This is a genomic window from Mycobacterium sp. 1165178.9, from assembly GCF_001673555.1.
In the GTDB taxonomy this organism is placed as follows: Bacteria; Actinomycetota; Actinomycetes; order Mycobacteriales; family Mycobacteriaceae; genus Mycobacterium.
Genome location: NZ_LZMB01000588.1, coordinates 1 through 22,009 on the forward strand (window position 1 = coordinate 1; position 22,009 = coordinate 22,009).

Here is a 22,009-nt window from a genome sequence, read left to right on the forward strand (position 1 = left end):
ACCTGGCCGAGCTCCTGGATCTGGCTCCGCTGGTGGCAGACAACGCCTACAACATGATCGACCGCGCGAACGGCAGCGTGCGGGCCCGCTTCCTTACGGATCGGTTGCTCTTCGACAGCCAGTACACCAAAGAGATCTGCAACCTGATGGGCCTTCGTCAGCTAGGCTGCAGCACCGGGACCATCCAGGATTTCGGCCCCGATTTCGGGCTGACGTATGTGCTCGATGGCATGGCCGCCATGGGGCAGAAATGATGCCGGCGGGCGCGCGGGGCATATTGACCGCGGTGGCCGCGGCGATGGTCAGCGCGGGTTGCGCCACGAACGGCCTTGCCAGCCTGCCCCTTCCGGCCCCGGGGCTGGGCTCGGGAGGCTATTCGCTGAACGCGGTCTTCTCCAATGCGCTCAACCTGCCGATGAACGCCAAGGTTAAGCTCGCCGGCGCCGACGTCGGGCAGCTCGAATCGATGGTCGCACGCAACTACACCGCGGTCACCCGGCTGCGCATCCGGGACGGCGTGCAACTGCCGCGGGGCAGCACCGCCGAATTGCGCACCGCGACACCGCTGGGCGACGTGTTCGTCGCGCTCAAGCCTCCGGTTGACGATCCCGCGGACACACCGCTGCTGCGCAACGGCGACACCATCGGCCTGGATTCGACCGCGGCCGCTGCGACCGTCGAGTCGGTGCTCAGCTCGGCGGCGATTCTGGTGAACGGCGGTGCGGTTCGCAATTTCACCAACATCATCAACGGTTTCGGCAAGGCGACCGGCGACCAGGGCCAGGCGTTCGGAGACATGATCCGCAAGTCCAACGAGCTGCTGGGTAGGTTGGATGCCCGGTCCGATCAGATCTCGCACGCGCTGACCCAATTGTCGCGGCTGGCCGATCAACTCGACTCCAAGAACCAGGCCATCAGCGACCTCATGACGGCCGCCAGCCCGGCCACTTCGGCCCTCGCCGACAACACCAGTCAGCTCTCCAATCTGGCCGTACAGGTGGGCGACACCTCCCGGTTGCTGGCCAGATTCCCGTCGATCGGTGGCACCGACACCAGCGGCCGCAGCGTGATCCGGGACCTGAACACCGTCGCCGGGGCCGCCAACGACGTTGCGATGAGCCCGGATACCAGCTGGCTGTCGATCAACCGGCTGATCCCCCCCTTGGTCAAATCGACTGCGGGGAACTCGATTTCGGTGAATGTCGGCGTGGACAAGATCATGCTCGGCTCGCTGCCCGATATCGGATTCCCCGGTGACATCGGGCTGCACGGACCGCATCACTACAACGTGAACCTGCTGGTCGGCACCCTCAAGTACACCCTGTGGCGGCTGCAGGAACGCGTGGTCGGCCGGGGACCCAATTCGCCACAGGTTCCGGTCATCCCGGACCCGAACATCCCGGGCCAAATCGATGTCGCCCCCGGGCCGCCGCCGGCTCTGCCACCACCGGCCGGACCGCCGCCACCGCCGGGATCGCAGCCATGATGCGCGCCGTCGCCAACTCCGCCAATGTCGTTGTCCGTGCTGTGCGCACCGGTCACCGGCAACAGGTTTGGCTGTCGGTGGCCGGCCTGGTGCTCATCCTGGTCGTGGCGACCGCCTATCTGCTCATCGGAACGCTGAGGGTGAAGCCCTTCGCCTCTTCCTACCGGGTCACCGTGCAGTTGACGGAATCGGGCGGCCTGCTGCCCAATCAGGACGTCGCACTGCGCGGAGTGCGCATCGGCCGCATCGAGTCACTGCAGATCACCGACAGCGGGGTGAACGCGGTCGCCAGCATCACGTCGGACGTGCGGATCCCGGCGAACAGCGTCGTGCACGTGTCGGCCCTCTCACCGGCTGGAGAGCAGTTCATCAACTTCGAAGCCGCGAACGATGCGGGGCCGTATCTGCACGACGGCAGCCTCATCGCACTGGACCATACGACCGTCCCGGTCAGCTTGGCGCAGTTGCTCGGTGACGCCGACGGGCTGCTGGCCCAGGTCGACCCGCACAAGATCGAGTTGATCAAGAGGGAGTTGAGCCTGAGCAGGGAGGGTCCGGCGAAGCTGACCGCCATCGTCGACGGCGGCACGTTCCTGCTTTCGACGCTGGATTCGGTGCTGCCCCAGACAACCAGCATCATCAAGACCAGCCGCGTCGTGCTCACCCTGGCAAGCGACAAGAACAGCGGATTGGGCGCCACCGCAACCGAACTCAACCAAACGCTGACCGGTGTGGCGCGAATGCAGGCCGGCTACCGCCGGCTGACCGGGCAGACGCCCCGCACGCTTTCGGCGGTCGACAATCTGTTCGCGGACAACTCCGACACCATGGTGCAGCTGCTGGGCAGCATGGCCACCATGTCGCACCTGTTCTATCTTCGGGTGCCGGCGCTCAATGCCCTGTTCCCCGACTACCGCGGGTCGGTATTGGACGCGGTGACGAGCGCGTTTCACGACGGCGGCGTCTGGGCGACGGCCGACCTGTATCCCCGCTACGTCTGCGACTACGGGACGCCGTCGCACGCGCCGTCCGCCGCCGACTACTACGAGCCGTTCATGTACACCTACTGTCGCGACGACGACCCGGCGGTCTCGATCCGCGGCGCCAAGAATGCGCCGCGCCCGGGCGGCGACGACACCGCCGGTCCCCCACCGGGCGCGAACCTGGGCCAGCGAACCGACCCGACCCCGCGGGGCCGCTACAGCATTCCCACCCCCTACGGCGGTCCGCAGCTGCCAATCGAACCGCCGCACTGAACCCATCGACCCCTAGGAGATGATCGTGGTCGTGACCACCAAGAAGAAAGCGCAAGCCGAAACCGAAACGGAATCGGGCGCCGATGCCCCCGAAGTTGCCGAAGTCGAGGAGGCGCGCTCCGACGAATCCGCCGAGGCGCCCGAGGATTCGGCCGACGAAGCGACCACGGACGAGGGTGACGAGCGGGCCGGCAGCGACGAGGATGAAGAAGGCGGCCTCCTCAAACGCAAGAGTGCGAAGGCGAAGCGTGCTAAGCGGCCCTGGCGCCAGTATCTGCGTCGCAGCGCGCTGCCGGCGTTACTCGTTGCCTCACTTGCCGTTTCGGGGTATTTCGGGTGGTGGCAATGGCAGGACCACCAGGTGAAGGCGGCGGGTGAACAGGCCCAGCAGGCGGCCATCGCCTACGCGCAGGTGCTGACGAGCATCGACTCCAACAAGGTCGACGAGAACTTCAAGCAGGTGCTCGACGGCGCGACAGGCGAATTCAAGGACATGTACACCCAGTCCAGCGTCAAACTCCGGCAGCTGCTGATCGACAACAAGGCGACCGCCCACGGAGTGGTGGTGGACTCGGCCATTCAATCCGAATCCACCGACAGGGTCGTCGTGCTGCTCTTCATCGACCAGACCGTCACCAACACGGCCGCACCCGACCCGCGCATCGACCGCAGCAGGATCAAGATGACGATGGAGAAGGTCGACGGTCGCTGGCGGGCAAGCAAAGTCCAACTCCTCTGAGCCGAGCGGAGGCTTCTCATGCTCAAGCGACTGTCAGCGGCGTTCGTATTGGCCGCGGCCGCAGCCATTCCCAGCACCGCAACCACGCACGCGTCCGCGCCGTCGTTCTGCGGCGAACTCGGCGGTAATTGGGACGGCCAGTACTGCCACACCGCGGTGACCTCGGAACGCAACGCCGTGCGCGACATCAAGGTCGCCGTGCCCGACGAGCTGGTAGACAATCCGACCACCGGCCCGGTGATCCGGGACTATCTGCGCACGCTGGTCAACAACTGGAGGACCGCCAACGGCAGTATGGCGGCCGACAGCTACGGCGAGGAGAACTTCGAGATCTTCCGGCACGGCAACCTGCTCAGCGCGGTGTTCCACGAGGATTATCACGCCGACGGGCCCAAACCCAACAACGCCTACCGGACCTTCACCTTCGACATGGCGGCGGGCAGACGGGTGCAGCTCGCCGATCTGACGACGTCGAATCCGCTGACCGCCATCCCGCCCCTGGCTGCGCCGTTCATCGATACGGCGCTGAATCAGGCTCCGCCACCGCATGATCCGGGCACATACCCGTTCATCCTCGACCGTTGGACCCCCGACAAGGTCTACTCGGGCGCGTATAAGGCCTGGGCGCTGACGCCCGACGAGTTGATCCTCTACATGCCCGACTATCCGGTCGGTCACGACGAGCCGATCAACTTCTCCCCCGGCCTGCCGCAGTGGTTCATGGACGGCGGCACCGTGCAGGCGCACATCCCGCTATCCGCGCTGAGCCCGGTAATGCGTATCTGAGCGGGGCTCGCGATCGTGTAAGCCGGCGCCGGTTGGGTACCTTCCAGAAGTGCGCCGACCTCTTCGCTGTGTGAGCACTTCTGGTGCTTGCGACGCAAGCCGATCACCGATTCGCCCCGCCGTGCCGTCATCGCGAACACCCTGATGGCGACACCGAAGCCGGTGCCCGAGGACTTGCGCCAGTTGGCCGACGCCCACGGGGTGGCCACCTTTTACCGAAACGAACGACGCGAACCGGTTCACGTGGACGCCGACGTCGTGGTCCGGGTGCTCGGCTTGCTCGAAATCGAAGCCGGCAGCGATGCCGACCGACGTCGCGAATTGGCGAGGCTGGCCGAGCGCAAGCGGGCGGGAGGGCTGGCACCGACAGTCGCTGTGCGGGTGGATGGCCTGCCGCGGCCAATTCCGGGAGCGGTCGCGTTGGTCGGGGAGGACGGCAACCTCATTGATGTCCGCGACGACGAGCTACCCGGCGATCTGGCGCCGGGCTGGTACCGGTTGCACACCAGGGACGGTCAGGAAGTCACCCTGGTGGCGGCCCCGCCGCGCGTCCCCCAAACGCCGGTGACCTGGGGATGGATGCTGCAGCTGTATGCGCTGCGCTCGGGCCGTTCATGGGGGATCGGTGATCTGGGCGACCTGAAAGACTTCATCGACTGGACCTCGGCGGCGCACGGCGCGGGCGCTGTGCTGCTCAACCCGCTGAATGCGCCCGGCCCAACGCATCCCGTTCAGCCCTCCCCATACACCCCATCCAGTCGGCGATTCGCCAACCCGCTGGCGCTGTGCATCGAGGACCTCGACGCCTACCGTCGGGCCGACCCACACACCCGCATGGAAGTCGCCGCGCTGCGTGTCTCGCCCGGCACCGAGCGGATCGACCACGACCTCGTCTGGGCCGCCAAACGGGCGGCGCTCGAATTGCTTTGGCGCGCGGAGAACCGGCCCTGCGTACTCGACGAGTCCCCCTCGTCCGGGGCGCTGCGCGACTGGGCCACGTACTGCGCGCTGGCCGAGCGATACGGCGGCCGCTGGCCACACTGGCCCGAATCCTTGCGGGACGTCGGCGGGCCGGGCGTCACCGCGGCCCGTAAAGAGCTGGCGCCCAGGATCGCGTTTCACGCCTGGGTGCAGCAACAATGCGCCGAACAGCTCGCCGAAGTACGCAGCGCCGCACGAACATCCGGCATGGCGCTTGGTGTCTTGCACGACCTTCCGGTCGGGGTCGACTCGGACGGCGCTGACGCGTGGGCCCTGGCCGATATGCTGGCCGCCGGGGTTCACGTCGGTGCTCCGCCGGACAATTTCACCCCGCGCGGCCAAGACTGGGGGCTACCGCCCTGGCGCCCCGACCGGCTCGCCGACACCGGGTACACCGCGCTGCGAGACATGCTGCGCGCCGTACTCGTTCACGCAGACGGCCTACGGATTGACCACGTCGCGGGCTTGTGGCGGCTGTGGTGGATACCTCCCGGTGACTCTCCCGATCGAGGCACCTACGTCCACTACGACGCCGACTCCATGCTTGCCGTGCTCGCGTTGGAAGCCCAGCGCGCGGGCGCGACCGTGATCGGGGAGGATCTGGGCACTGTCGAACCGGAAGTCACGGAAGCGTTGGCCGACAACGGAATGCTGGGCTGCGCGGTGTCCTGGTTCACCCGCGACGAGTCCGAGCCCGAACAACCCTTGCTCGTCCCGTCGAGGTGGCCGTCACGCGCGGCCGCCAGTCTCTCCACCCATGACCTGCCCACTGCGGCAGGATTTTTGCGAGGCGAACACGTGCGGGCGCGCGCGGAGCTCGGCCTGCTCGACGACGTGCCCGGCGAACAGTCCTCGGCGGATAAGGAGAAAGCCGAATGGCTGACGTTGCTGCGTTCCGAAGGGTTGCTGCCTACCGACCCGGACGAGAACGACATCATTGTCGCCATGCACCGCTTCTTGGCGGCGACCCCGAGCAGGTTGAAGCTGATCTCGCCCTACGACATCGTCGCCGAGCCACGCCAGCCCAATTTGCCTGGGACCATTGACGAATACCCGAATTGGCGCCTGCCGCTGCCGGAGACGCTCGAGCAGCTGCGCGACGATCCACGAGTCGCCGAGATCACCGCCGTCTTCCAGGCCGCCGCCGGGGGCTGACCCAGGTTCGGGTCGGCGGTCGGTGCGAACCGAACCGATGTGGGCTCAGTCCTCCGGGTTGTACCCGAGGTTGGGGGCGAGCCAGCGCTCGGCTTCGGCCAGGGTCCAGCCCTTGCGCTTCGCGTAGTCGGCGACCTGGTCCTGGGTCAGCCGGCCGACCACGAAGTACTGCGACTGCGGGTGCGAGAAATACCAGCCACTGACGGCGGCACCGGGCCACATCGCCATCGATTCGGTCAGCTCGATGCCGGTCCGCTCCTTCACGTCCATCAACTTCCAGAGCGTCACTTTCTCGGTGTGCTCCGGGCAGGCCGGGTAGCCGGGGGCGGGGCGGATTCCGCGGTACTTCTCGTCGATGAGTGCCTCGTTGTCCAGCTGCTCGTCCGGCTGGAATCCCCAGAACTCCTTGCGGACCCGTTGGTGCATCCGTTCGGCGAAGGCCTCCGCCAGCCGGTCGGCGACCGACTCCAGCAGGATCGCGCTGTAGTCGTCGAGGGCCGCCTTGAACTCCGCGATCTTCTCCTGGCTGCCGAGCCCCGCGGTGACGGCGAAGGCGCCGACATAGTCAGCCAGACCGGTGTCCTTGGGCGCGATGTAGTCGCCTAGCGACCGGTTCGGGATGCCCTCCCGGTGCTCGCCCTGCTGGCGCAGGTTGTGCAGGGTGGTCAGCACCTCGCTGCGGCTGTCGTCGGTGTAGACCTCGATGTCTTCAAAACCCGGGCCGACCGCGTTCGCCGGGAAGAAACCGATCACTCCGTTGGCCGTCAGCCACTTCTCCTTGATCAGGGTGTCCAGCATCTGCTGGGCGTCGTCGTAGAGCTTGCGGGCCGCCTCGCCCGAGGCCGGATTGTTGAGGATGTCGGGGAACCTGCCCTTCATCTCCCAGGCGTTGAAGAACGGCTGCCAATCGATGTACTCGCGCAACTCCGCGAGGTCGTAGTCCTGAAATTCGCGCACTCCCGCGCCGATTACGGGCACCGGCGGTGTATAGCCTGCCCAATCGATCGGCGTCCGGTTCGCCCGCGCCATCTGAAGCGTCAGCATCGGTCGCTCGTTCTTTTGCGAGTGCCGTTCCCGCAGGGATGCGTAGTCCTTCTCGGTGGCCTCCAGCAGGGCCGGACGCTGCTTGTCGTCGAGCAGCGCGGCCGCGACCGGCACAGAGCGGGACGCATCCTTGACCCAGACCACCGGACCACTGCGACGCGGCGATATCTTCACGGCAGTGTGGGCGCGCGAGGTGGTCGCGCCACCGATCAGCAGTGGGATCTGAAGGCCCTCGCGTTCCATCTCGACGGCGAAGTTGGCCATCTCGTCCAGGGAGGGCGTGATCAGGCCGGACAGCCCGATGATGTCGGCGTCGTGCTCCTTCGCCGCGTCCAGGATCTTGCTCGCGGGCACCATCACACCGAGGTCGATCACCTCAAAGTTGTTGCACTGCAGGACAACCCCGACGATGTTCTTGCCGATGTCGTGGACGTCGCCCTTCACGGTCGCCATCACGATCGTGCCGTTGGTGTCCTTGCCCGCAGTGGCACCGGACTCTTCCTTCTCCGCCTCGATGAACGGCAGCAAGTACGCTACGGCCTTCTTCATCACCCGGGCCGACTTCACCACCTGGGGCAGGAACATCTTGCCCGAGCCGAAGAGATCACCGACGACGTTCATGCCGTCCATCAGCGGGCCCTCGATCACCTCGATCGGGCGACCGCCCGCGGCGTCGATCTCGGCCCGCAACTCCTCGGTGTCGTCATCGACGTGGGCGTCGATGCCCTTGACCAGGGCGTGCGTGATCCGCTCGCGAACAGGCAGGCCGCGCCACTCGGCGGCCTTGGGGTCCTCCTCCTTGCCCTTCCTGTTGAACCGCTCGGCGATCTCCAGGAGCCGTTCGGCCGCGTCCTCGCGACGGTTCAGGACGACGTCCTCGATGCGGTCCCGCAGCTCGGGGTCGATCGAGTCGTAGGGCACCAGCGCACCGGCGTTGACGATGCCCATGTCCAGGCCGGCCTTGATGGCGTGGAAGAGGAACACCGCGTGGATCGCCTCGCGGACGGGGTTGTTGCCCCGGAACGAGAACGACACGTTCGAGATGCCGCCCGAGATGTGCACGCCTGGCAGGTTCTCCTTGATCCAGGCGCAGGCCTCGATGAAGTCGATCCCGTAAGTCGCGTGCTCCTCGATACCGGTCGCCAGCGCGAAGCAGTTCGGGTCGAAGATGATGTCCTCGGGCGGGAAGCCGACCTCTTCGGTCAGGATCCGGTAGGCGCGCCCGCAGATCTGTTTGCGGCGTTCCAGGTTATCGGCCTGACCCTGCTCGTCGAAAGCCATCACGACGACGGCCGCGCCGTACTTGCGGCACAGCCGTGCCTCGCGGATGAACTTCTCCTCGCCCTCCTTCATGGAGATCGAGTTGACGATCGGCTTTCCCTGCACGTTCTTCAGGCCCGCCTCGATGACCTCCCACTTGGACGAGTCGATCATCACCGGGACGCGGCTGATGTCCGGCTCGGCCGCGATGAGCTTGGTGAACCGGTCCATCGCGGCGACGCCGTCGATCATGCCCTCGTCCATGTTGATGTCGATGACCTGCGCGCCGACCTCGACCTGCTGCAGGGCGACCGACAGCGCGCTGTCGTAGTCCTCGGCCTTGATCAGGTTGCGGAACCGGGCGGAGCCGGTGATGTTGGTGCGCTCACCGATGTTCACGAACAGGGACTCGTCGTTGATGTTGAGCGGCTCCAGGCCCGAGAGCCGGGTGGCCACCTCGATCTCCGGCACTTCGCGCGGCGGCTTGCCCTCGACGACCTTGGCGATCTCGGCGATGTGTGGCGGCGCCGTTCCGCAGCAACCGCCGACCAGGTTGACCAGGCCGGCGTCGGCGAAGTCGGCGATGTAGCCGGCCTGAGCTTCCGGGGTCTCGTCGTACTCGCCGAAGGCGTTGGGCAGACCGGCGTTCGGGTAGCAGGAGACGAAGGTGTCCGCGATCCGCGACACCTCGGCGATGTAGGGCCGCATCTCTGGCGCACCCAGGGCGCAGTTGAGGCCCACCGCGATCGGCCGCGCGTGCCGGATCGAGTTCCAGAACGCTTCGGTGACCTGCCCGGACAACGTCCGCCCGGAGGCATCGGTGATGGTGCCCGAGATGATCAACGGCCAGCGGCGGCCGCGCTCCTCGAACAGCGTCTCGACGGCGAACACCGCCGCCTTCGCGTTCAGCGAGTCGAAGATCGTCTCGATGATGAGCAGGTCGGCACCGCCGTCGACCAGGCCGTTGACGGATTCGAGATAGGCGGCGACGAGCTGGTCGTAGGAGACGTTGCGGGCCCCGGGGTCGTTGACGTCCGGCGAGATCGACGCGGTCCGCGTCGTCGGCCCGATGGCGCCGGCGACGTAGCGGGGCTTGGAGGGGGTGCTGTATTCGTCCGCGGCCTGGCGGGCCAGTGCGGCGCCGGCGTAGTTCAGCTCGTAGCTGAGGTCCGCCATGTCGTAGTCGGAGAGGGAGATGGCGTTCGCGTTGAACGTGTTGGTCTCGAGAATGTCGGCGCCCGCCTCGAGGTACTCCCGGTGGATCCCCTCGATGATCTGCGGCTGTGTCAGGGTGAGCAGGTCGTTGTTCCCCTGAAGAGCGGTCGGCCACTCCGTGAACCGGTCGCCGCGGTAGCCGGCCTCATCCGGTCGGTCCCGCTGGATCGCCGTGCCCATCGCGCCGTCGATCACCATGATCCGCTGGCGCAGAGCCGCCGTCAGCTCGTCGGTGCAGTCGGGGCGGACGTTCGGCGCGAATGTCTTCGACGCCGAGCTGTTCGACTCAGAGGCGTTCACGTACGTTCCTTCCATAGCGGAAGGCGTCCTTGACTCTGCCGAGCGTGGCGGATACCGGCGGGAACCGGAACCGTTGCAACGCCTCTCGACCGTGAAGAGTCTACGTCGTCACCCGGTCGACGTCTGGACGCCCAACTCGTCGCCGCGATCGGCGCATATCAGCGGCGAGGTAGTTACCAAGGTTAACCAGTTTGCAGCCGATGGTATTTCGTTTCGACCGCGTCGACTCCGTTTGTGGAAGTCGCGCAGGCTCAGGTCGGCGGCCTGTGACTGCGTAGCCATCGCGCCTTCGTTGACCACCATCGGCCGCGCCAGAGTGTGGAGAATGGCCGTGTCGTAGCGGTGTTCGTCAGCGGCAGTCACGCCATAAGAATAGTCGTCCTATGTAAAGTCCCCGGTTGAACGTCGATCGGCCGGCAATCCGCGTCCGACGCCCCGAACATCGGGCCGGACCCGGTTGCCCCACTCGCCCCCGCAAGCGGGGGGACCCCGACAACCGACCGCGCGCGGTCCGCATCGTCGCCGGGCGGAAGGCCGTACGCTAATTCTGTGACCCCGCCCGACGGCCCCTTCTTCGGCAAAGCCGCGTTGCCCGAACTGCACCAGACCGTCGTCGTGGCTGCGTTCGAGGGCTGGAACGACGCCGGAGACGCGGCCAGCGACGCGCTGGAACACCTCGAGGCCATCTGGGAAGCCGACCCGATCTTGGAGATCGACGACGAGGCGTACTACGACTACCAGGTGAATCGCCCGGTGATCCGGCAGGTGGACGGGGTGACCCGCGAGCTGGTCTGGCCGGCGATGCGGATCTCGCACTGCCGGCCCCCGGGCAGCGACCGCGATGTCGTGCTGATGCACGGGGTGGAACCCAACATGCGGTGGCGCACCTTCTGCTCGGAGCTGGTGGCGATCGCCGACAAGCTCAACGTGGACACCGTGGTGATCCTCGGCGCCCTGCTGGCCGATACCCCACACACCCGGCCGGTCCCGGTGTCGGGCGCCGCCTATTCCCCCGAGTCCGCGAAACGCTTCGGCCTCGAGGAAAGCCGCTATGAGGGCCCGACCGGCATCGCCGGGGTGTTTCAGGACTCCTGCGTTGCCGCCGGGATCCCTGCGGTGACGTTCTGGGCGGCGGTGCCGCACTACGTCTCGCAGCCGCCGAACCCGAAGGCGACGGTGGCCCTGCTGCGCCGCGTCGAAGACGTCCTCGACATCGAGGTGCCGCTGGCCGACCTCCCGACGGACGCCGAGGACTGGGAGCAGGCGGTCACCGAGATGACCGCCGAGGACGAGGACCTCGCCGAGTACGTGCTGTCGCTCGAGCAACGCGGCGACGCCGAGGTCGACATGAACGACGCTCTGGGCAAGATCGACGGCGACGCGCTGGCGGCGGAGTTCGAGCGCTATCTGCGCCGCCGTCGCCCCGGCTTCGGGCGCTAGCCAGCGCACCCGTCGGCGAACTTGCCGTCGACCGAACAAGTACGGAAGCATCGCTTCGCGACCTACCGATTGGACGTTTGATGGCCGCGTTGCCTGGTGACGGCAACCCAAATCCCGTAGCCGGGCCAGATCCTGTGTCCGGCGGAGATCCTGTGGCCGGCGGGGTCGGCGAAGACGCCGGATATCGCAAGGGACTCAAGCCCCGCCAAGTGCAGATGATCGGCATCGGCGGCGCGATCGGCTCCGGACTGTTTCTGGGCGCGGGCGGCCGACTGGCCAAGGGCGGCCCCGGGATGTTTCTGGTCTACGCCGTGTGCGGCATTTTCGTCTTCCTGATTCTGCGAGCCCTTGGCGAGCTGGTCCTGCATCGCCCGTCTTCCGGCTCGTTCGTGTCTTATTCGCGCGAATTCTTCGGCGAGAAGGCCGCCTACGCCATCGGCTGGATGTACTTCCTCGGCTGGTCGATGACGGCCATCGTCGACACCACCGCGATCGCCACCTATCTGCGTCGATGGACGACCTTCCAATCGATCCCCCAGTGGGTGCTGGCGCTGCTCGCCCTCGTCGTCGTGCTGTCGATGAACCTGATCTCGGTGGAGTGGTTCGGTGAGCTGGAATTCTGGGCGGCGCTGGTCAAGGTCCTCGCGCTCGTCGCCTTCTTGGTTGTCGGGATCGTCTTCCTCGCGGGGCGCTACCGGATCGACGGCCGCAGCACCGGCCTGAGTTTGTGGACAGATCATGGCGGACTGTTCCCGTCCGGCGTGCTGGCGGTGCTGCTGACCACGTCGGGCGTGGTATTCGCTTATGCCGCTATCGAATTGGTCGGCACGGCCGCCGGGGAGACTGCCGAGCCGGAGAGGGTCATGCCGCGCGCCATCAATTCGGTGATCGCGCGCATTGCGATCTTCTACGTGGGATCGGTGGGGCTGTTGGCGTTGCTGCTGCCGTACACGTCCTACAAGGCCACCGAAAGTCCTTTCGTCACCTTCTTTTCCAAGATCGGCTTCCACGGCGCCGGGGACGTGATGAACGTGGTGGTGCTCACCGCCGCGTTGTCCAGCCTGAACGCGGGCCTATATTCCACCGGGCGCATCATGCACTCGATGGCGTTCAGCGGCAGCGGGCCCAGGCTCGCGACCCGAATGTCCAAGAACGGTGTGCCCTACGTCGGCATCGCGATGGCGGCCGCCATCTGCCTGCTCGGCATCGCCCTGAACGCCGCCAACCCCGGCCAAGCCTTCGAGATCGTGCTCAACATCGTCGCGCCGGGCATCATCGCGTGCTGGGCGACGATCGTGCTGTGTCAGCTGCGGTTCTACCGGCTGGCCAAGGCCGGGCTCCTCCAACGGCCCCGGTTCCGGATGCCCTGGGCCCCGTATTCGGGGTATCTCACCCTGGCGTTCTTGGCCGGCGTTCTGGTCATGATGGCCTTCGACAAGGAGACCGGCACCTGGACCATCGCGACGGTCGTGGTCGTCATCCCGGCGCTGAGCGCCGGATGGTTCCTGGTGCGCAACCGGGTACAGGCCGTCGCGTCGAAACGCGCCGCCCAGACCGGCTAGGACCTACCGAGGTCGCGGTTGTAGGCGCTGGTGGAGCGGCCCAACGCGGCGACCTGGGCGTCCAGCTGGGGCAACAACTCGGCGGTGGATTTGCGCAGGGGCATCTCGCCGACCTGACTGGACAGCACGGGCTTCGCCCAACGGAACAGCGCCACCCAGCGCGGGCAGTAGACGCGGTTGCGACGACGCGCAATGCCCTTGACGAAAGCGCCCGCGCACTTGTCGACGGTCGTCGTCTTGTTCAGCGGCCACGGGAGGCTGGCCAGCAACCGGCCGAACGCAGGCAGGTCGGACTGGGTGTCACGGACCAGGGCGGTGTCGATCCAGGACATGTGCGCCGAACCGACCGTGACGCCCTGATGGGTTACCTCCAGCCGCAGGGCGTTGGCCAGCAGCTCGACGGCCGCCTTGGAGGCGTTGTACGGCGCCAGACCGGGACAGGCGGTATAGGCGGCCAGTGAAGAGACGATGAGCACATAGCCGCGACGCTCGATCAGCGCGGGCAGCGTCGCGCGCACGGTGTGAAAGACGCCGAGCACGTTGATGTCCAGCACCCGTCTGAACGCGTCGGATTCGACCTGCAGCACCGACCCATAGCTGGCGATGCCGGCGTTGGCCACCACCACGTCGATGCCGCCGAATCGCTCGACGGCGCGCGCGGCGGCGGCTTCCATCGCGGACAGGTCGCGCACATCGGCGACGGCCGTCAGCACCCGTTCTTCGCCGAGTTCGGCGGCAAGCGACTTCAGGTCGGTTTCGTTGAGATCGGTCAGTACGAGCTTGGCGCCCCTGGCGCACAGCCGGCGAGCGGTCTCGGCCCCAATCCCCCGGGCGCCGCCGGTAATGAAAACGACTTTCTCCTGCAGCGATTTCATGTTTGCCAACGTACCGTTGCGGGCAATTTCGGCTAGACGGCCACTCCCAGTAGCGCGTCGATGGCCGTCTTCACCAGCTTCGGCGCGTCAGCATCGTGGCCCCCGTATTCCAGCGCATCCGTGCTCCAACCATCAAGTGCGGCAAGTGCTTTGGGGGTATTCAGGTCATCGGCCAGGTATTTGCGCACCCGGGCGATCACATCGCCGGCGTCCGGACCCGCCGGCAGCGCCGTCGCGTCGCGCCAGCGCCGCAGCCGGGCGGTGGCTTCGTCGAGCACCTGATCGCTCCAGTACCGGTCCCCGCGGTAGTGGCCGGCCAGCAGCCCCAGCCGGATGGCCGCCGGCTCGACACCGCGGGCGCGCAGCCGCGACACCAGCACCAGGTTGCCGCGGCTCTTGGACATCTTGTGCCCGTCCCAGCCGATCATCCCGGCGTGCACGTAGTGGCGCGCGAATCTTCGCTCGCCGCGGACACATTCGGCGTGGGCGGCGGTGAATTCGTGATGCGGGAAGATCAGGTCGCTGCCCCCACCCTGGATGTCCAAACCGCTGCCGATGCGGCTGAGCGCGATCGCCGCGCACTCGACGTGCCAGCCCGGGCGGCCAGGACCGAACGGTGAGGGCCAGCTGGGCTCCCCGGGCCGGGCAGCCCGCCACAGCAGGGCGTCGAGCTCATCGGTCTTGCCGGGCCGCTGCGGATCGCCGCCGCGCTCGGAGAACAGACGCAGCATGGTGTCGCGGTCATAACCGGATTCGTAGCCGAACTGCGGCGTGGCGTCGGCGCGGTAGTAGGTGTCCGGGTATTCGCCGTCGACGACGTAGGCCGCGCCCGAGGCCAGCATCTTCTCGACGAGTTCGACGACCTCGGCGATGGCCTCGGTCGCCCCGACGTATTCGCGGGGCGCCAGGATGCGCAGCGCCGCCATGTCTTCGCGGTACAGCGACACCTCACGCGCGGCCAGGTCGCGCCAGTCGATGCCGTCGCGCTCGGCGCGCTCCAACAGCGGATCGTCGACGTCGGTGACGTTCTGGACGTAGTGGACGTCGTGGCCGAGATCCAGCCACTGCCGGTAGATCAGATCGAATGCCAAGTAGGTCGCCGCGTGCCCCAGGTGGGTCGCGTCGTATGGGGTGATGCCGCAGACATACATCGTGGCGGTCGAGCCGGCCGCCATGGGACGCACCTGCCGGTCAGAGGTGTCATACAGCCGAAGCTCCGGACCGCGTCCCGCCAGCACGGGAACCTGTGGGGACGACCACGACTGCATGGCAATCAGCCTAGGCTCGCCGACGATGCGGCCCGCGAGCCATATCCCCACCGGCCCGTTTGTGGTTTGCTGAATCCGGTATCGGGCAAATTCGCTCAAGGTCGACCAGCGAGGTGGTTGTGATGTCGACTCATACAACTGACCGGCCGGGCACCGCGGGAGCGGCAGCGCACCAAGAAGTCGTGGTCAGATGCCCGGCGACGGGCCAGGTCGTCGGCAGCGTCCCCGTATCGTCGGCCGCCGAAGTCGAGGCCGTGGCCGCCCGGCTGCGCAAGGCGCAGCCGCTATGGCAGCAAATGACAGTCGACGGCCGCGCACGGTGGCTGGGCAAGTGGCGCGACTGGATGCTGGACCACCGCGACGAGCTGCTGACGCCGCTGCAACTCGAAACGGGTAAGTCCTGGGGCGACACCGGCGTGGAGATCGCGGCGCTACAGATCATCAACTACTGGATCGACAACGCCGCCGAGTTCCTCGCCGACCAATCGGTGCGCCCCTACGGCGCCGCCAACGCCGGCAAGAAGCTGACCCTGGTGTATCAGCCCTATCCACTCGTCGGAGTCATCACCCCATGGAACGGGCCGCTGTCGGTGCCGCTGCTCGACATTCCCGCGGCGCTGATGGCCGGCTGCGCCGTGCTGTCCAAGCCCTCGGAGTTCACTCCCCTCGCCTGGCGGGTGGCGGTCGAGGGCTGGAAGCAGATCGGCGCCCCGGATGTGCTCGACGTGGTGTTCGGTTACGGCGAAACCGGTGCGGCACTGGTCAATACGGTCGACTACGTGATGTTCACCGGCTCGGTCAACACCGGGCGACGCATCGCCGTCGCGGTGGCCGAGCGGCTGATCCCGTGCAGCCTGGAGCTCGGCGGCAAGGACGCGATGATCGTGTGCGCGGACGCCGACATCGACCGCGCCGTCGACGGCGCGGTGTGGGGCGGGTTCGTCTACACCGGGCAGGTATGCATCTCGGTGGAGCGCGTCTATGTCGAGGAGCCGGTTTACGACGAGTTCGTAAAGAAGTTGGTAGCCAAGACATCTGCGCTGCGCAACGGCATGGACTCGGGCCACGACTACTCCTGCGAGGTTGGGTCGATGACCACCGCGCAGCAACTCGCGATCGTGTCGCGCCACGTCGACGACGCCGTGAACAAGGGCGCCAAAGTGCTTGTCGGCGGGAAGGCGGGCGACCCGAGTGACGGCGGCCTGTTCTACGAGCCGACCGTGTTGGTGGACGTGAACCACGACATGGTTTGCATGCGAGAAGAGACATTCGGCCCGACGCTGCCGGTCATGAAGGTACGCGACGTCACCGAGGCCATCGAGCGGGCCAATGACTCCAACCTGGGGCTGTCCGGCAGCGTGTGGACGCGGGACAAAGACAAGGCGATGTCCGTTGCGCGCCAGATGAATACGGGCAGCGTCAATGTCAACAACGTCATCACCAGCCTGTTGCAGTTCGGGCTTCCGATGGTGGGATGGAAGGAATCGGGAATCGGTTCCCGTTCCGGCGGAGCCGACGGCATCCGCAAATACTGTCGCCAGAAGGCCATCGTCGCCGACCGGGTCGCAATGAGAAAAGAGTTGCTCTGGTACCCGTACAGCCGCAAGAAGGGCAGCCTCGTCGAAAACATGGTCCGGGTGCTTTCGGCGAAAGACTGGCGGCGTCGATTGGGCCGGTAACGGCCCTTCGGCGTTAGCCGCCGCGGATGGCGCCGAGCAGGATCGGCGCCAGCTCGGCGCGGCACATCACGAAGTCGGGCAGATACGGGTCGAGTTGGTTGTAGCGCATCGGCGATCCGTCGAGCCGGGACGCGTGCATGCCGGCGGCCATCACCACCCCCGCCGGGGCCGCCGAATCCCACTCCCATTGACCGCCCGCGTGCACGTAGGCGTCGACGTCCCCGTCGATGATGGCCATCGCCTTCGCGCCGGCCGAGCCGATCGCGACGGGCTGGATGGGCAGCGTCTGCCGCATCCGGTGTAGCACCGCGGGAGGACGGGTGGCGCTGACGGCGATGCGGATGGTGTCGCTGACGCCAACGCGTGCGGCGTCGGCGGTCACGGTGTCGCTGCGGTAGACGATGTTCCCGCGGGCCGGCAAAGACACCGCCGCATCGGTGATTTCGCGCTCGCCGTTGCTGGAGCGTTGCCACAACGCAACGTGCACCGCCCAGTCGTCGCGGCCCGGCGTCGAGAACTCCCGGGTGCCGTCCAGCGGGTCGATGATCCACACGCGGTCGTGCTTGAGCCGGGACAGGTCGTCGTACGCCTCCTCGCTGAGCACCGCATCGTCGGGCCGCTCCTCGCGCAGGCGCCGCAGGATCAGGGCGTTCGCCAGGCTGTCGCCCGCATCGCCCAGCGCCCAGGGATATCCGAAGCCGACTTCGTCGCGGACCTTCAGCAGCAATTCCCCTGCGTCGGCGGCGAGATCGGCGGCCAAAGCGGCATCGGTTATCTCGTCGTCGGCGGGGCTCACCGCTTCAGTATCGCCGACGCCGAGCGGCGGCCTGCACCGATGGCCGCGACCCACTGCGATCACCGCTAGAAAGCCGGCCACGGAATGGGTCGATGCCGGTTGGGACCGGGCATGACCGGATTGTCCAGCAGCGCGTGCGCGCGACCGCGCAGCGCGGCGATCTCAGCACGGGTGATCTGCTCGGCCAGCTCGTCGCCGAATCGATCGTCGATCGCATCGATGAGGCCGGCGATGGCTTCCAGGGTGTGATCGTCGATCGGCTTTCCGGCCCATCCCCACAGCACCGTGCGCAGTTTGTTCTCGACGTGCAGGCACACGCCGTGGTCGACCCCGAAGATGTGACCATCGAGGTCGCGCAGCACGTGGCCGCCCTTGCGGTCGGCGTTGTTGATCAGCACGTCGAACACGGCCATCCGCCACAGGCGAATGTCGTCGGCGTGCATCAGGACGACCTCGTCGCCGGCGTAGTCGAGGGCGCGCAACACCGGCAGGTAGCCCGGCTGCCTGGTGCCGGCGGGAAACAGGTCGACCAGATCCGGCCCCGGCCGCGGCTCGGTGTCCACCGCGTCGCCGGGTTGCTGCACCCACCGCTGCAACATGCCCGGCCCCGCCGGCCCGTGCCGAATGATCGTGTAGGGCACGATATTCCAGCCCAACTTCGCGGAGACCAGATACGCGGCCCGTTCGCGGCCGGCCAGCGTCCCGTCGGGGAAATCCCACAGCGGCGCCTCCCCGGCCACCGGCTTGTAGACGCAGTGCACGCTGGACTCGCCAAGCGTCGATTCGCACAAGAAGGTGCCATTGCTGGCCGAGCGGATTCGTCCGATGACCGTCAGCTCGCCGTCGCGCAACACCTCACGGTCGTCAGACCTCGGGGTCATCGTCAGGCCCGAGCAGCGCACTGCGCCGATATCCGTTGGCGCGTGCGCAGATATGGCCCTCCGGGTCCAGCGGTTCGTCGCACAACGGACACGGCGGACGTCCCGCGGAGATGACGCGATTGGAGCGGGTGGCGAATTGGCGCGCCGACTCCGGCGTCAGGAACACCCGCACTGCGTCGGGACCCTCTTCGGTGTCGTCGAGCACCACCGACGCGTCGAACTCGGCGTCGGTGACCGCGAGCAACTCGACCACCACCGTCTGGGCCTCCGAATCCCAGCCCAGGCCCATGGTCCCGACCCGAAACTCGGCATCCACGGGGGTGACCAACGGATTGAGGTCCTCGATCTCGGCGGGCTCCGGCGGAACCGGCGTGCCAAACCGGCGGTTCACCTCGAGCAGCAGCGCGCCGATCCGTTCGGCGAGCACCGCCACCTGCTGCTTCTCCAATATCACCGACACCACTCGCGCGTCGTGCACAGCCTGGATGTAGAACGTGCGGTTTCCGGGCTGGCCGACGGTCCCGGCCACGAAGCGGTCGGGTGTGCGGAAGACATGAATTGCGCGGGCCATGGCACTTCCCAAAATACCGGCTGTTGCCGCCGCCGTGCGATCCGATGGAGGTAGCCGCCGAATTAATCTGTGGAACCGCCGACCACCGCGTCGCTGGACGGTACCGCGGCGGCCGATTCCTGCGGCTCTCCGTTGGACTTGGGGTCGGTCTCGGGCTTGGTCTCGTCCTTCGGCGGCGGGCCGGCCCGCAGGGCGGCGGACAGCCGCGCACCGGTGTGGTTGACGTGCAACACAAACGGGCGCAGCTCGGTGTAACGGATCACACTCACCGACGCCGGGTCGGCGGTGACGCGCTGGAAGCCGTCCAAGTGGATGCCGTACGCGTCGGCGATGACCGCCTTGATGACATCACCGTGAGTGCAAGCGACCCACAGCGCATCACCGCCGTGCTCGGCGGCCAACCGGCGGTCGTGCTCGCGCACGGCCAACACCGCGCGCGCCTGCACCTGAGCCAGGCCCTCGCCGCCGGGGAATATCGCCGCGCTGGGATGGGCCTGAACGACCTTCCACAACGGCTCGCTGACCAAGTCGCCGATCTTGCGGCCCGTCCATTCCCCGTAGTCCACCTCGGCAAGCTGATCGTCGATGAGCGGCGCCAGGCATAGCGCGTCGGCCAACGGCTCGAGGGTGCGGCGGCAGCGCAGCAGCGGCGAACTGACCAGCTCCCGGATCGGCAGATCGCCGATCCGATCGATCAGGCCGACGGCTTGTTCACGGCCCTTGTCATCGAGGTCGACGCCCTCAGAGCGACCGGCGAGAACGCCCGCCGTGTTCGAACTCGAGCGGCCGTGCCGTAACAGGATGACGGTCATATCGACCACGACGCTACCCGGTGGGCGGGTCCGCCAATGACTAGTGCGAAACCGGCACCGCGTGCGCCACGGAGTCCCGCACCGCGGCGCTCAGGCTGCGCTCGTCGGTGAGATCGAGGTCGATCACGCTGCGGACCGCCCTGGCGACCACCTCGTCGGCCTGCGGAACGGGCCCGGCCAGGCGCGGCCGGTAAATTTCGACGACTAGGGATCGGTTTTCGATGTGGAACGAGAAACTCCGCCCATCACCGACTTGTCCGTACCCGCTTGCGGAAATGCCTGTCGACATGTCCTCGACAGCAAACTCTTTTTGCGCCAGATGACGGTCAGCGGTGACGGCCATGAGGTGACCATACCGCGCCCGTGGGAATGGACACAGCCGGCATGGCCCTATTAGATGCGAAAGCGTTCCTTAGAATTTGTGTGCCACCGCCGAGTCACGAGGTATGAGATTTGCTGTCACGACAACTGTGCCACAAGACGGCAGCTCAAGGCGGTGTATTGAGCGTTCTGGCTTTGCTGGTGACGGCCGTCGGATGTTCCTCGAATCCGCTCGATACCGCGCCGCCCACCATCGAACCAGCGCAGGCAGCGGTGTCGCCGCCGGCGTCGCAGCGGCCGGCAGGCGCGGTGCATCCGCTGGCCGGTCACGCCGGGGCGGCGGCCTTCGACGGCGGCACTCGACAGCTGGTGGTTCTGACGCCGGGCACCGACCCTTCCGCGCCCGCCAGCGTCACCGTCTTCGGTAATCCGCAGGTCACCCCACGCGTCGTCGAGCTTCCGGGGCCGGCGAGCGCGTTGACCGACGACGGCCACGGAACCGCGTACCTGGCCGGCCGCGGCGGCTACGTCGCGCTCGACCTGTCCACCCGTCGCGCTGCGCAGGTGCCCGTCGCCGACGCTTCCCAGACCGAATTCACCGCGCTGGCCCAACGCGCCGACGGCAAGCTGGTCCTGGGCAGTGCGGACGGCGCCGTCTACACGCTGGCCTCCCCGGTGCCGGGCACCGCGCCCAGCGCGGGCGTCGCCAACAAAACCAAGATTTTCGCGCGCGTCGATTCGCTTGCCACACAAGGGAATACGACGGTGGTGCTGGACCGTGGGCAGACTTCGGTGACAGCGATCGACGCCGACGGCCATGCCCAGCAGGCGCTGCGGGCCGGCCGGGGTGCCACCAGCATGGCCGCCGATCCGGCCGGCCGGGTGCTGGTCGCCGATACCCGCGGCGGCCAGCTACTGGTGTACGGCGTCGATCCGCTGATCCTGCGTCAGGCCTACCCGGTTCCACAGGCGCCGTACGGCCTGGCCGGCTCCCGCGCGTTAGCCTGGGTTTCGCAGACCGTTTCCAATATCGTCATTGGTTACGATCTATCCACCGGAATTCCCGTCGAAAAGGTGCGTTACCCGACCGTGCAGCAACCGAACTCGCTGGCCTTCGACGAGGCGTCAGACACCCTGTATGTGGTGTCGGGTTCCGGTGCGGGAGTTCAGGTCATCGAGCACGCGGCGGGCACGCGTTGACCGCGGCGCGGCGCAGCCGCCTGCCCGCGGGCTGGGACACCGAGATGTCCGATGAATACGAATGGGCGCCGCTGCGCCTGCCACCGGACGTGACCCGGGTCAGCGCGTCCACCCGATTGTCCATCGAGGCCGAATACCGCGGCTGGGAGTTGACCAGGGTGCGGCTGTACACCGACGGCAGCAGGCGAGTTTTGTTGCGCCGCAAGAAGTCCCGCTTGGACGGCGCCGGCACCGAGGGGCGGCGGCCCGACCAGCCGAAACTGTGACGCCGGCCCAGCCACGCGAGGGCGAACACCGGATGTACGGCCTGCTGCTACGGCTGTTTTTCGTGATCCCTCCCGAGCGGATTCACACACTGGTGTTCGCCGTACTGCGCGGTGCC

At 67.1% G+C, this 22,009-nt stretch carries 19 protein-coding genes and 1 pseudogene; 11 read left to right on the top strand and 9 right to left on the bottom strand.

The genetic code is table 11. The annotated features are described in order from the left end of the window. The 6 genes and pseudogenes from A5652_RS25780 to malQ form a co-directional block, all read left to right on the top strand. Nucleotides 1-254, top strand: a pseudogene (locus tag A5652_RS25780) (mammalian cell entry protein); the annotation flags it as partial. Next, entirely contained in the window at nt 251-1,486 is a 1,236-nt protein-coding gene (locus tag A5652_RS25785; RefSeq protein WP_067358722.1) for an MlaD family protein, read from the top strand. The pseudogene A5652_RS25780 and the gene A5652_RS25785, both read left to right, overlap by 4 nt. Next, nucleotides 1,483-2,742: an MlaD family protein gene (locus A5652_RS25790; protein ID WP_067358725.1), complete on the top strand. Its 1,260-nt coding sequence runs from the start codon at nt 1,483-1,485 to the stop codon at nt 2,740-2,742. Before A5652_RS25785 ends, A5652_RS25790 begins: the two co-directional genes overlap by 4 nt. Before the next feature lie 19 nt (nt 2,743-2,761). Then, nucleotides 2,762-3,481 carry a tetratricopeptide repeat protein gene (locus A5652_RS25795; RefSeq protein ID WP_067358727.1) on the top strand — a complete coding sequence of 240 codons (720 nt, stop codon included), beginning with the start codon at nt 2,762-2,764 and terminating at the stop codon, nt 3,479-3,481. 18 nt (nt 3,482-3,499) lie between these two features. Continuing rightward, nucleotides 3,500-4,267, top strand: coding sequence for a mannan-binding family protein (locus A5652_RS25800; protein ID WP_067358729.1), 768 nt, complete (start codon nt 3,500-3,502; stop codon nt 4,265-4,267). A gap of 144 nt (nt 4,268-4,411) precedes the next feature. Next, on the top strand, nt 4,412-6,403 hold the full coding sequence (malQ, locus tag A5652_RS25805) for a 4-alpha-glucanotransferase (RefSeq protein ID WP_067358755.1): 1,992 nt from the start codon (nt 4,412-4,414) through the stop codon (nt 6,401-6,403). 45 nt (nt 6,404-6,448) lie between these two features. Here the strand turns inward: malQ and metH are convergent, their stop codons facing one another. Further along, nucleotides 6,449-10,237 carry a methionine synthase gene (metH, locus tag A5652_RS25810; protein WP_067358731.1) on the bottom strand — a complete coding sequence of 1,263 codons (3,789 nt, stop codon included), beginning with the start codon at nt 10,235-10,237 and terminating at the stop codon, nt 6,449-6,451. Between the two features lie 93 nt (nt 10,238-10,330). Continuing rightward, a complete protein-coding gene (locus tag A5652_RS25815) occupies nt 10,331-10,585 on the bottom strand; it encodes a hypothetical protein (RefSeq protein WP_067358733.1) in 255 nt (84 codons plus the stop codon). A 186-nt stretch (nt 10,586-10,771) separates the two neighbouring features. Between A5652_RS25815 and A5652_RS25820 the strand changes: the two genes are divergently transcribed. Continuing rightward, the gene (locus A5652_RS25820; RefSeq protein WP_067358735.1) at nt 10,772-11,662 is read left to right on the top strand and encodes a PAC2 family protein; all 891 of its coding nucleotides are present in this window, start codon (nt 10,772-10,774) and stop codon (nt 11,660-11,662) included. An 80-nt stretch (nt 11,663-11,742) separates the two neighbouring features. Further along, nucleotides 11,743-13,224: an amino acid permease gene (locus A5652_RS25825; RefSeq protein WP_067358737.1), complete on the top strand. Its 1,482-nt coding sequence runs from the start codon at nt 11,743-11,745 to the stop codon at nt 13,222-13,224. Here the strand turns inward: A5652_RS25825 and A5652_RS25830 are convergent. Together A5652_RS25830 and mshC are read right to left on the bottom strand one after the other, a co-directional pair. After that, entirely contained in the window at nt 13,221-14,099 is an 879-nt protein-coding gene (locus tag A5652_RS25830) for an SDR family oxidoreductase (protein WP_067358739.1), read from the bottom strand. The genes A5652_RS25825 and A5652_RS25830 overlap by 4 nt on opposite strands. 32 nt (nt 14,100-14,131) lie before the next feature. After that, nucleotides 14,132-15,367, bottom strand: a complete 1,236-nt coding sequence (gene mshC, locus A5652_RS25835; RefSeq protein WP_067358757.1) for a cysteine--1-D-myo-inosityl 2-amino-2-deoxy-alpha-D-glucopyranoside ligase — start codon at nt 15,365-15,367, stop codon at nt 14,132-14,134. Between the two features lie 122 nt (nt 15,368-15,489). Here mshC and A5652_RS25840 point away from each other — a divergent pair, with 122 nt between their 5' ends. Next, nucleotides 15,490-17,046 carry an aldehyde dehydrogenase family protein gene (locus A5652_RS25840; protein WP_067358741.1) on the top strand — a complete coding sequence of 519 codons (1,557 nt, stop codon included), beginning with the start codon at nt 15,490-15,492 and terminating at the stop codon, nt 17,044-17,046. A 13-nt stretch (nt 17,047-17,059) separates the two neighbouring features. Here the strand turns inward: A5652_RS25840 and A5652_RS25845 are convergent, their stop codons facing one another. The 5 genes from A5652_RS25845 to A5652_RS25865 all read right to left on the bottom strand — a co-directional run bounded on the left by A5652_RS25845 (nt 17,060) and on the right by A5652_RS25865 (nt 20,449). Next, a complete protein-coding gene (locus A5652_RS25845; RefSeq protein ID WP_067358759.1) occupies nt 17,060-17,842 on the bottom strand; it encodes a 3'(2'),5'-bisphosphate nucleotidase CysQ in 783 nt (260 codons plus the stop codon). A gap of 65 nt (nt 17,843-17,907) precedes the next feature. Continuing rightward, the gene (locus A5652_RS25850; protein WP_067358743.1) at nt 17,908-18,723 is read right to left on the bottom strand and encodes an SCO1664 family protein; all 816 of its coding nucleotides are present in this window, start codon (nt 18,721-18,723) and stop codon (nt 17,908-17,910) included. Then, nucleotides 18,707-19,294 (bottom strand): DUF3090 domain-containing protein, encoded by a 588-nt coding sequence (locus A5652_RS25855; protein ID WP_067100900.1) that lies wholly within the window; start codon nt 19,292-19,294, stop codon nt 18,707-18,709. Before A5652_RS25855 ends, A5652_RS25850 begins: the two co-directional genes overlap by 17 nt. Nucleotides 19,295-19,356: 62 nt before the next feature. Next, nucleotides 19,357-20,106, bottom strand: coding sequence for a histidine phosphatase family protein (locus A5652_RS25860; RefSeq protein ID WP_067358746.1), 750 nt, complete (start codon nt 20,104-20,106; stop codon nt 19,357-19,359). A gap of 40 nt (nt 20,107-20,146) precedes the next feature. Further along, nucleotides 20,147-20,449, bottom strand: coding sequence for a hypothetical protein (locus A5652_RS25865; protein ID WP_067358748.1), 303 nt, complete (start codon nt 20,447-20,449; stop codon nt 20,147-20,149). A 125-nt stretch (nt 20,450-20,574) separates the two neighbouring features. On the opposite strand from A5652_RS25865, the gene A5652_RS25870 reads away from it, so the two are divergent. Together A5652_RS25870 and A5652_RS25875 are read left to right on the top strand one after the other, a co-directional pair. Continuing rightward, nucleotides 20,575-21,627 (top strand): YncE family protein, encoded by a 1,053-nt coding sequence (locus A5652_RS25870; protein WP_369805881.1) that lies wholly within the window; start codon nt 20,575-20,577, stop codon nt 21,625-21,627. Then, the gene (locus tag A5652_RS25875; protein WP_067358753.1) at nt 21,624-21,893 is read left to right on the top strand and encodes a DUF5703 family protein; all 270 of its coding nucleotides are present in this window, start codon (nt 21,624-21,626) and stop codon (nt 21,891-21,893) included. Before A5652_RS25870 ends, A5652_RS25875 begins: the two co-directional genes overlap by 4 nt. Nucleotides 21,894-22,009 lie beyond the last annotated feature (116 nt).

Coding starts and splice junctions, on each gene's coding strand:
- A5652_RS25785 (WP_067358722.1), top strand. CDS start 251: ATGATGCCGGCGGGCGCGCGGGGCATATTGACCGCGGTGGCCGCGGCG.
- A5652_RS25790 (WP_067358725.1), top strand. CDS start 1,483: ATGATGCGCGCCGTCGCCAACTCCGCCAATGTCGTTGTCCGTGCTGTG.
- A5652_RS25795 (WP_067358727.1), top strand. CDS start 2,762: ATGATCGTGGTCGTGACCACCAAGAAGAAAGCGCAAGCCGAAACCGAA.
- A5652_RS25800 (WP_067358729.1), top strand. CDS start 3,500: ATGCTCAAGCGACTGTCAGCGGCGTTCGTATTGGCCGCGGCCGCAGCC.
- malQ (WP_067358755.1), top strand. CDS start 4,412: ATGGCGACACCGAAGCCGGTGCCCGAGGACTTGCGCCAGTTGGCCGAC.
- metH (WP_067358731.1), bottom strand. CDS start 10,237: ATGGAAGGAACGTACGTGAACGCCTCTGAGTCGAACAGCTCGGCGTCG.
- A5652_RS25825 (WP_067358737.1), top strand. CDS start 11,743: ATGGCCGCGTTGCCTGGTGACGGCAACCCAAATCCCGTAGCCGGGCCA.
- A5652_RS25830 (WP_067358739.1), bottom strand. CDS start 14,099: ATGAAATCGCTGCAGGAGAAAGTCGTTTTCATTACCGGCGGCGCCCGG.
- mshC (WP_067358757.1), bottom strand. CDS start 15,367: ATGCAGTCGTGGTCGTCCCCACAGGTTCCCGTGCTGGCGGGACGCGGT.
- A5652_RS25840 (WP_067358741.1), top strand. CDS start 15,490: ATGTCGACTCATACAACTGACCGGCCGGGCACCGCGGGAGCGGCAGCG.
- A5652_RS25850 (WP_067358743.1), bottom strand. CDS start 18,723: ATGACCCCGAGGTCTGACGACCGTGAGGTGTTGCGCGACGGCGAGCTG.
- A5652_RS25855 (WP_067100900.1), bottom strand. CDS start 19,294: ATGGCCCGCGCAATTCATGTCTTCCGCACACCCGACCGCTTCGTGGCC.
- A5652_RS25860 (WP_067358746.1), bottom strand. CDS start 20,106: ATGACCGTCATCCTGTTACGGCACGGCCGCTCGAGTTCGAACACGGCG.
- A5652_RS25865 (WP_067358748.1), bottom strand. CDS start 20,449: ATGGCCGTCACCGCTGACCGTCATCTGGCGCAAAAAGAGTTTGCTGTC.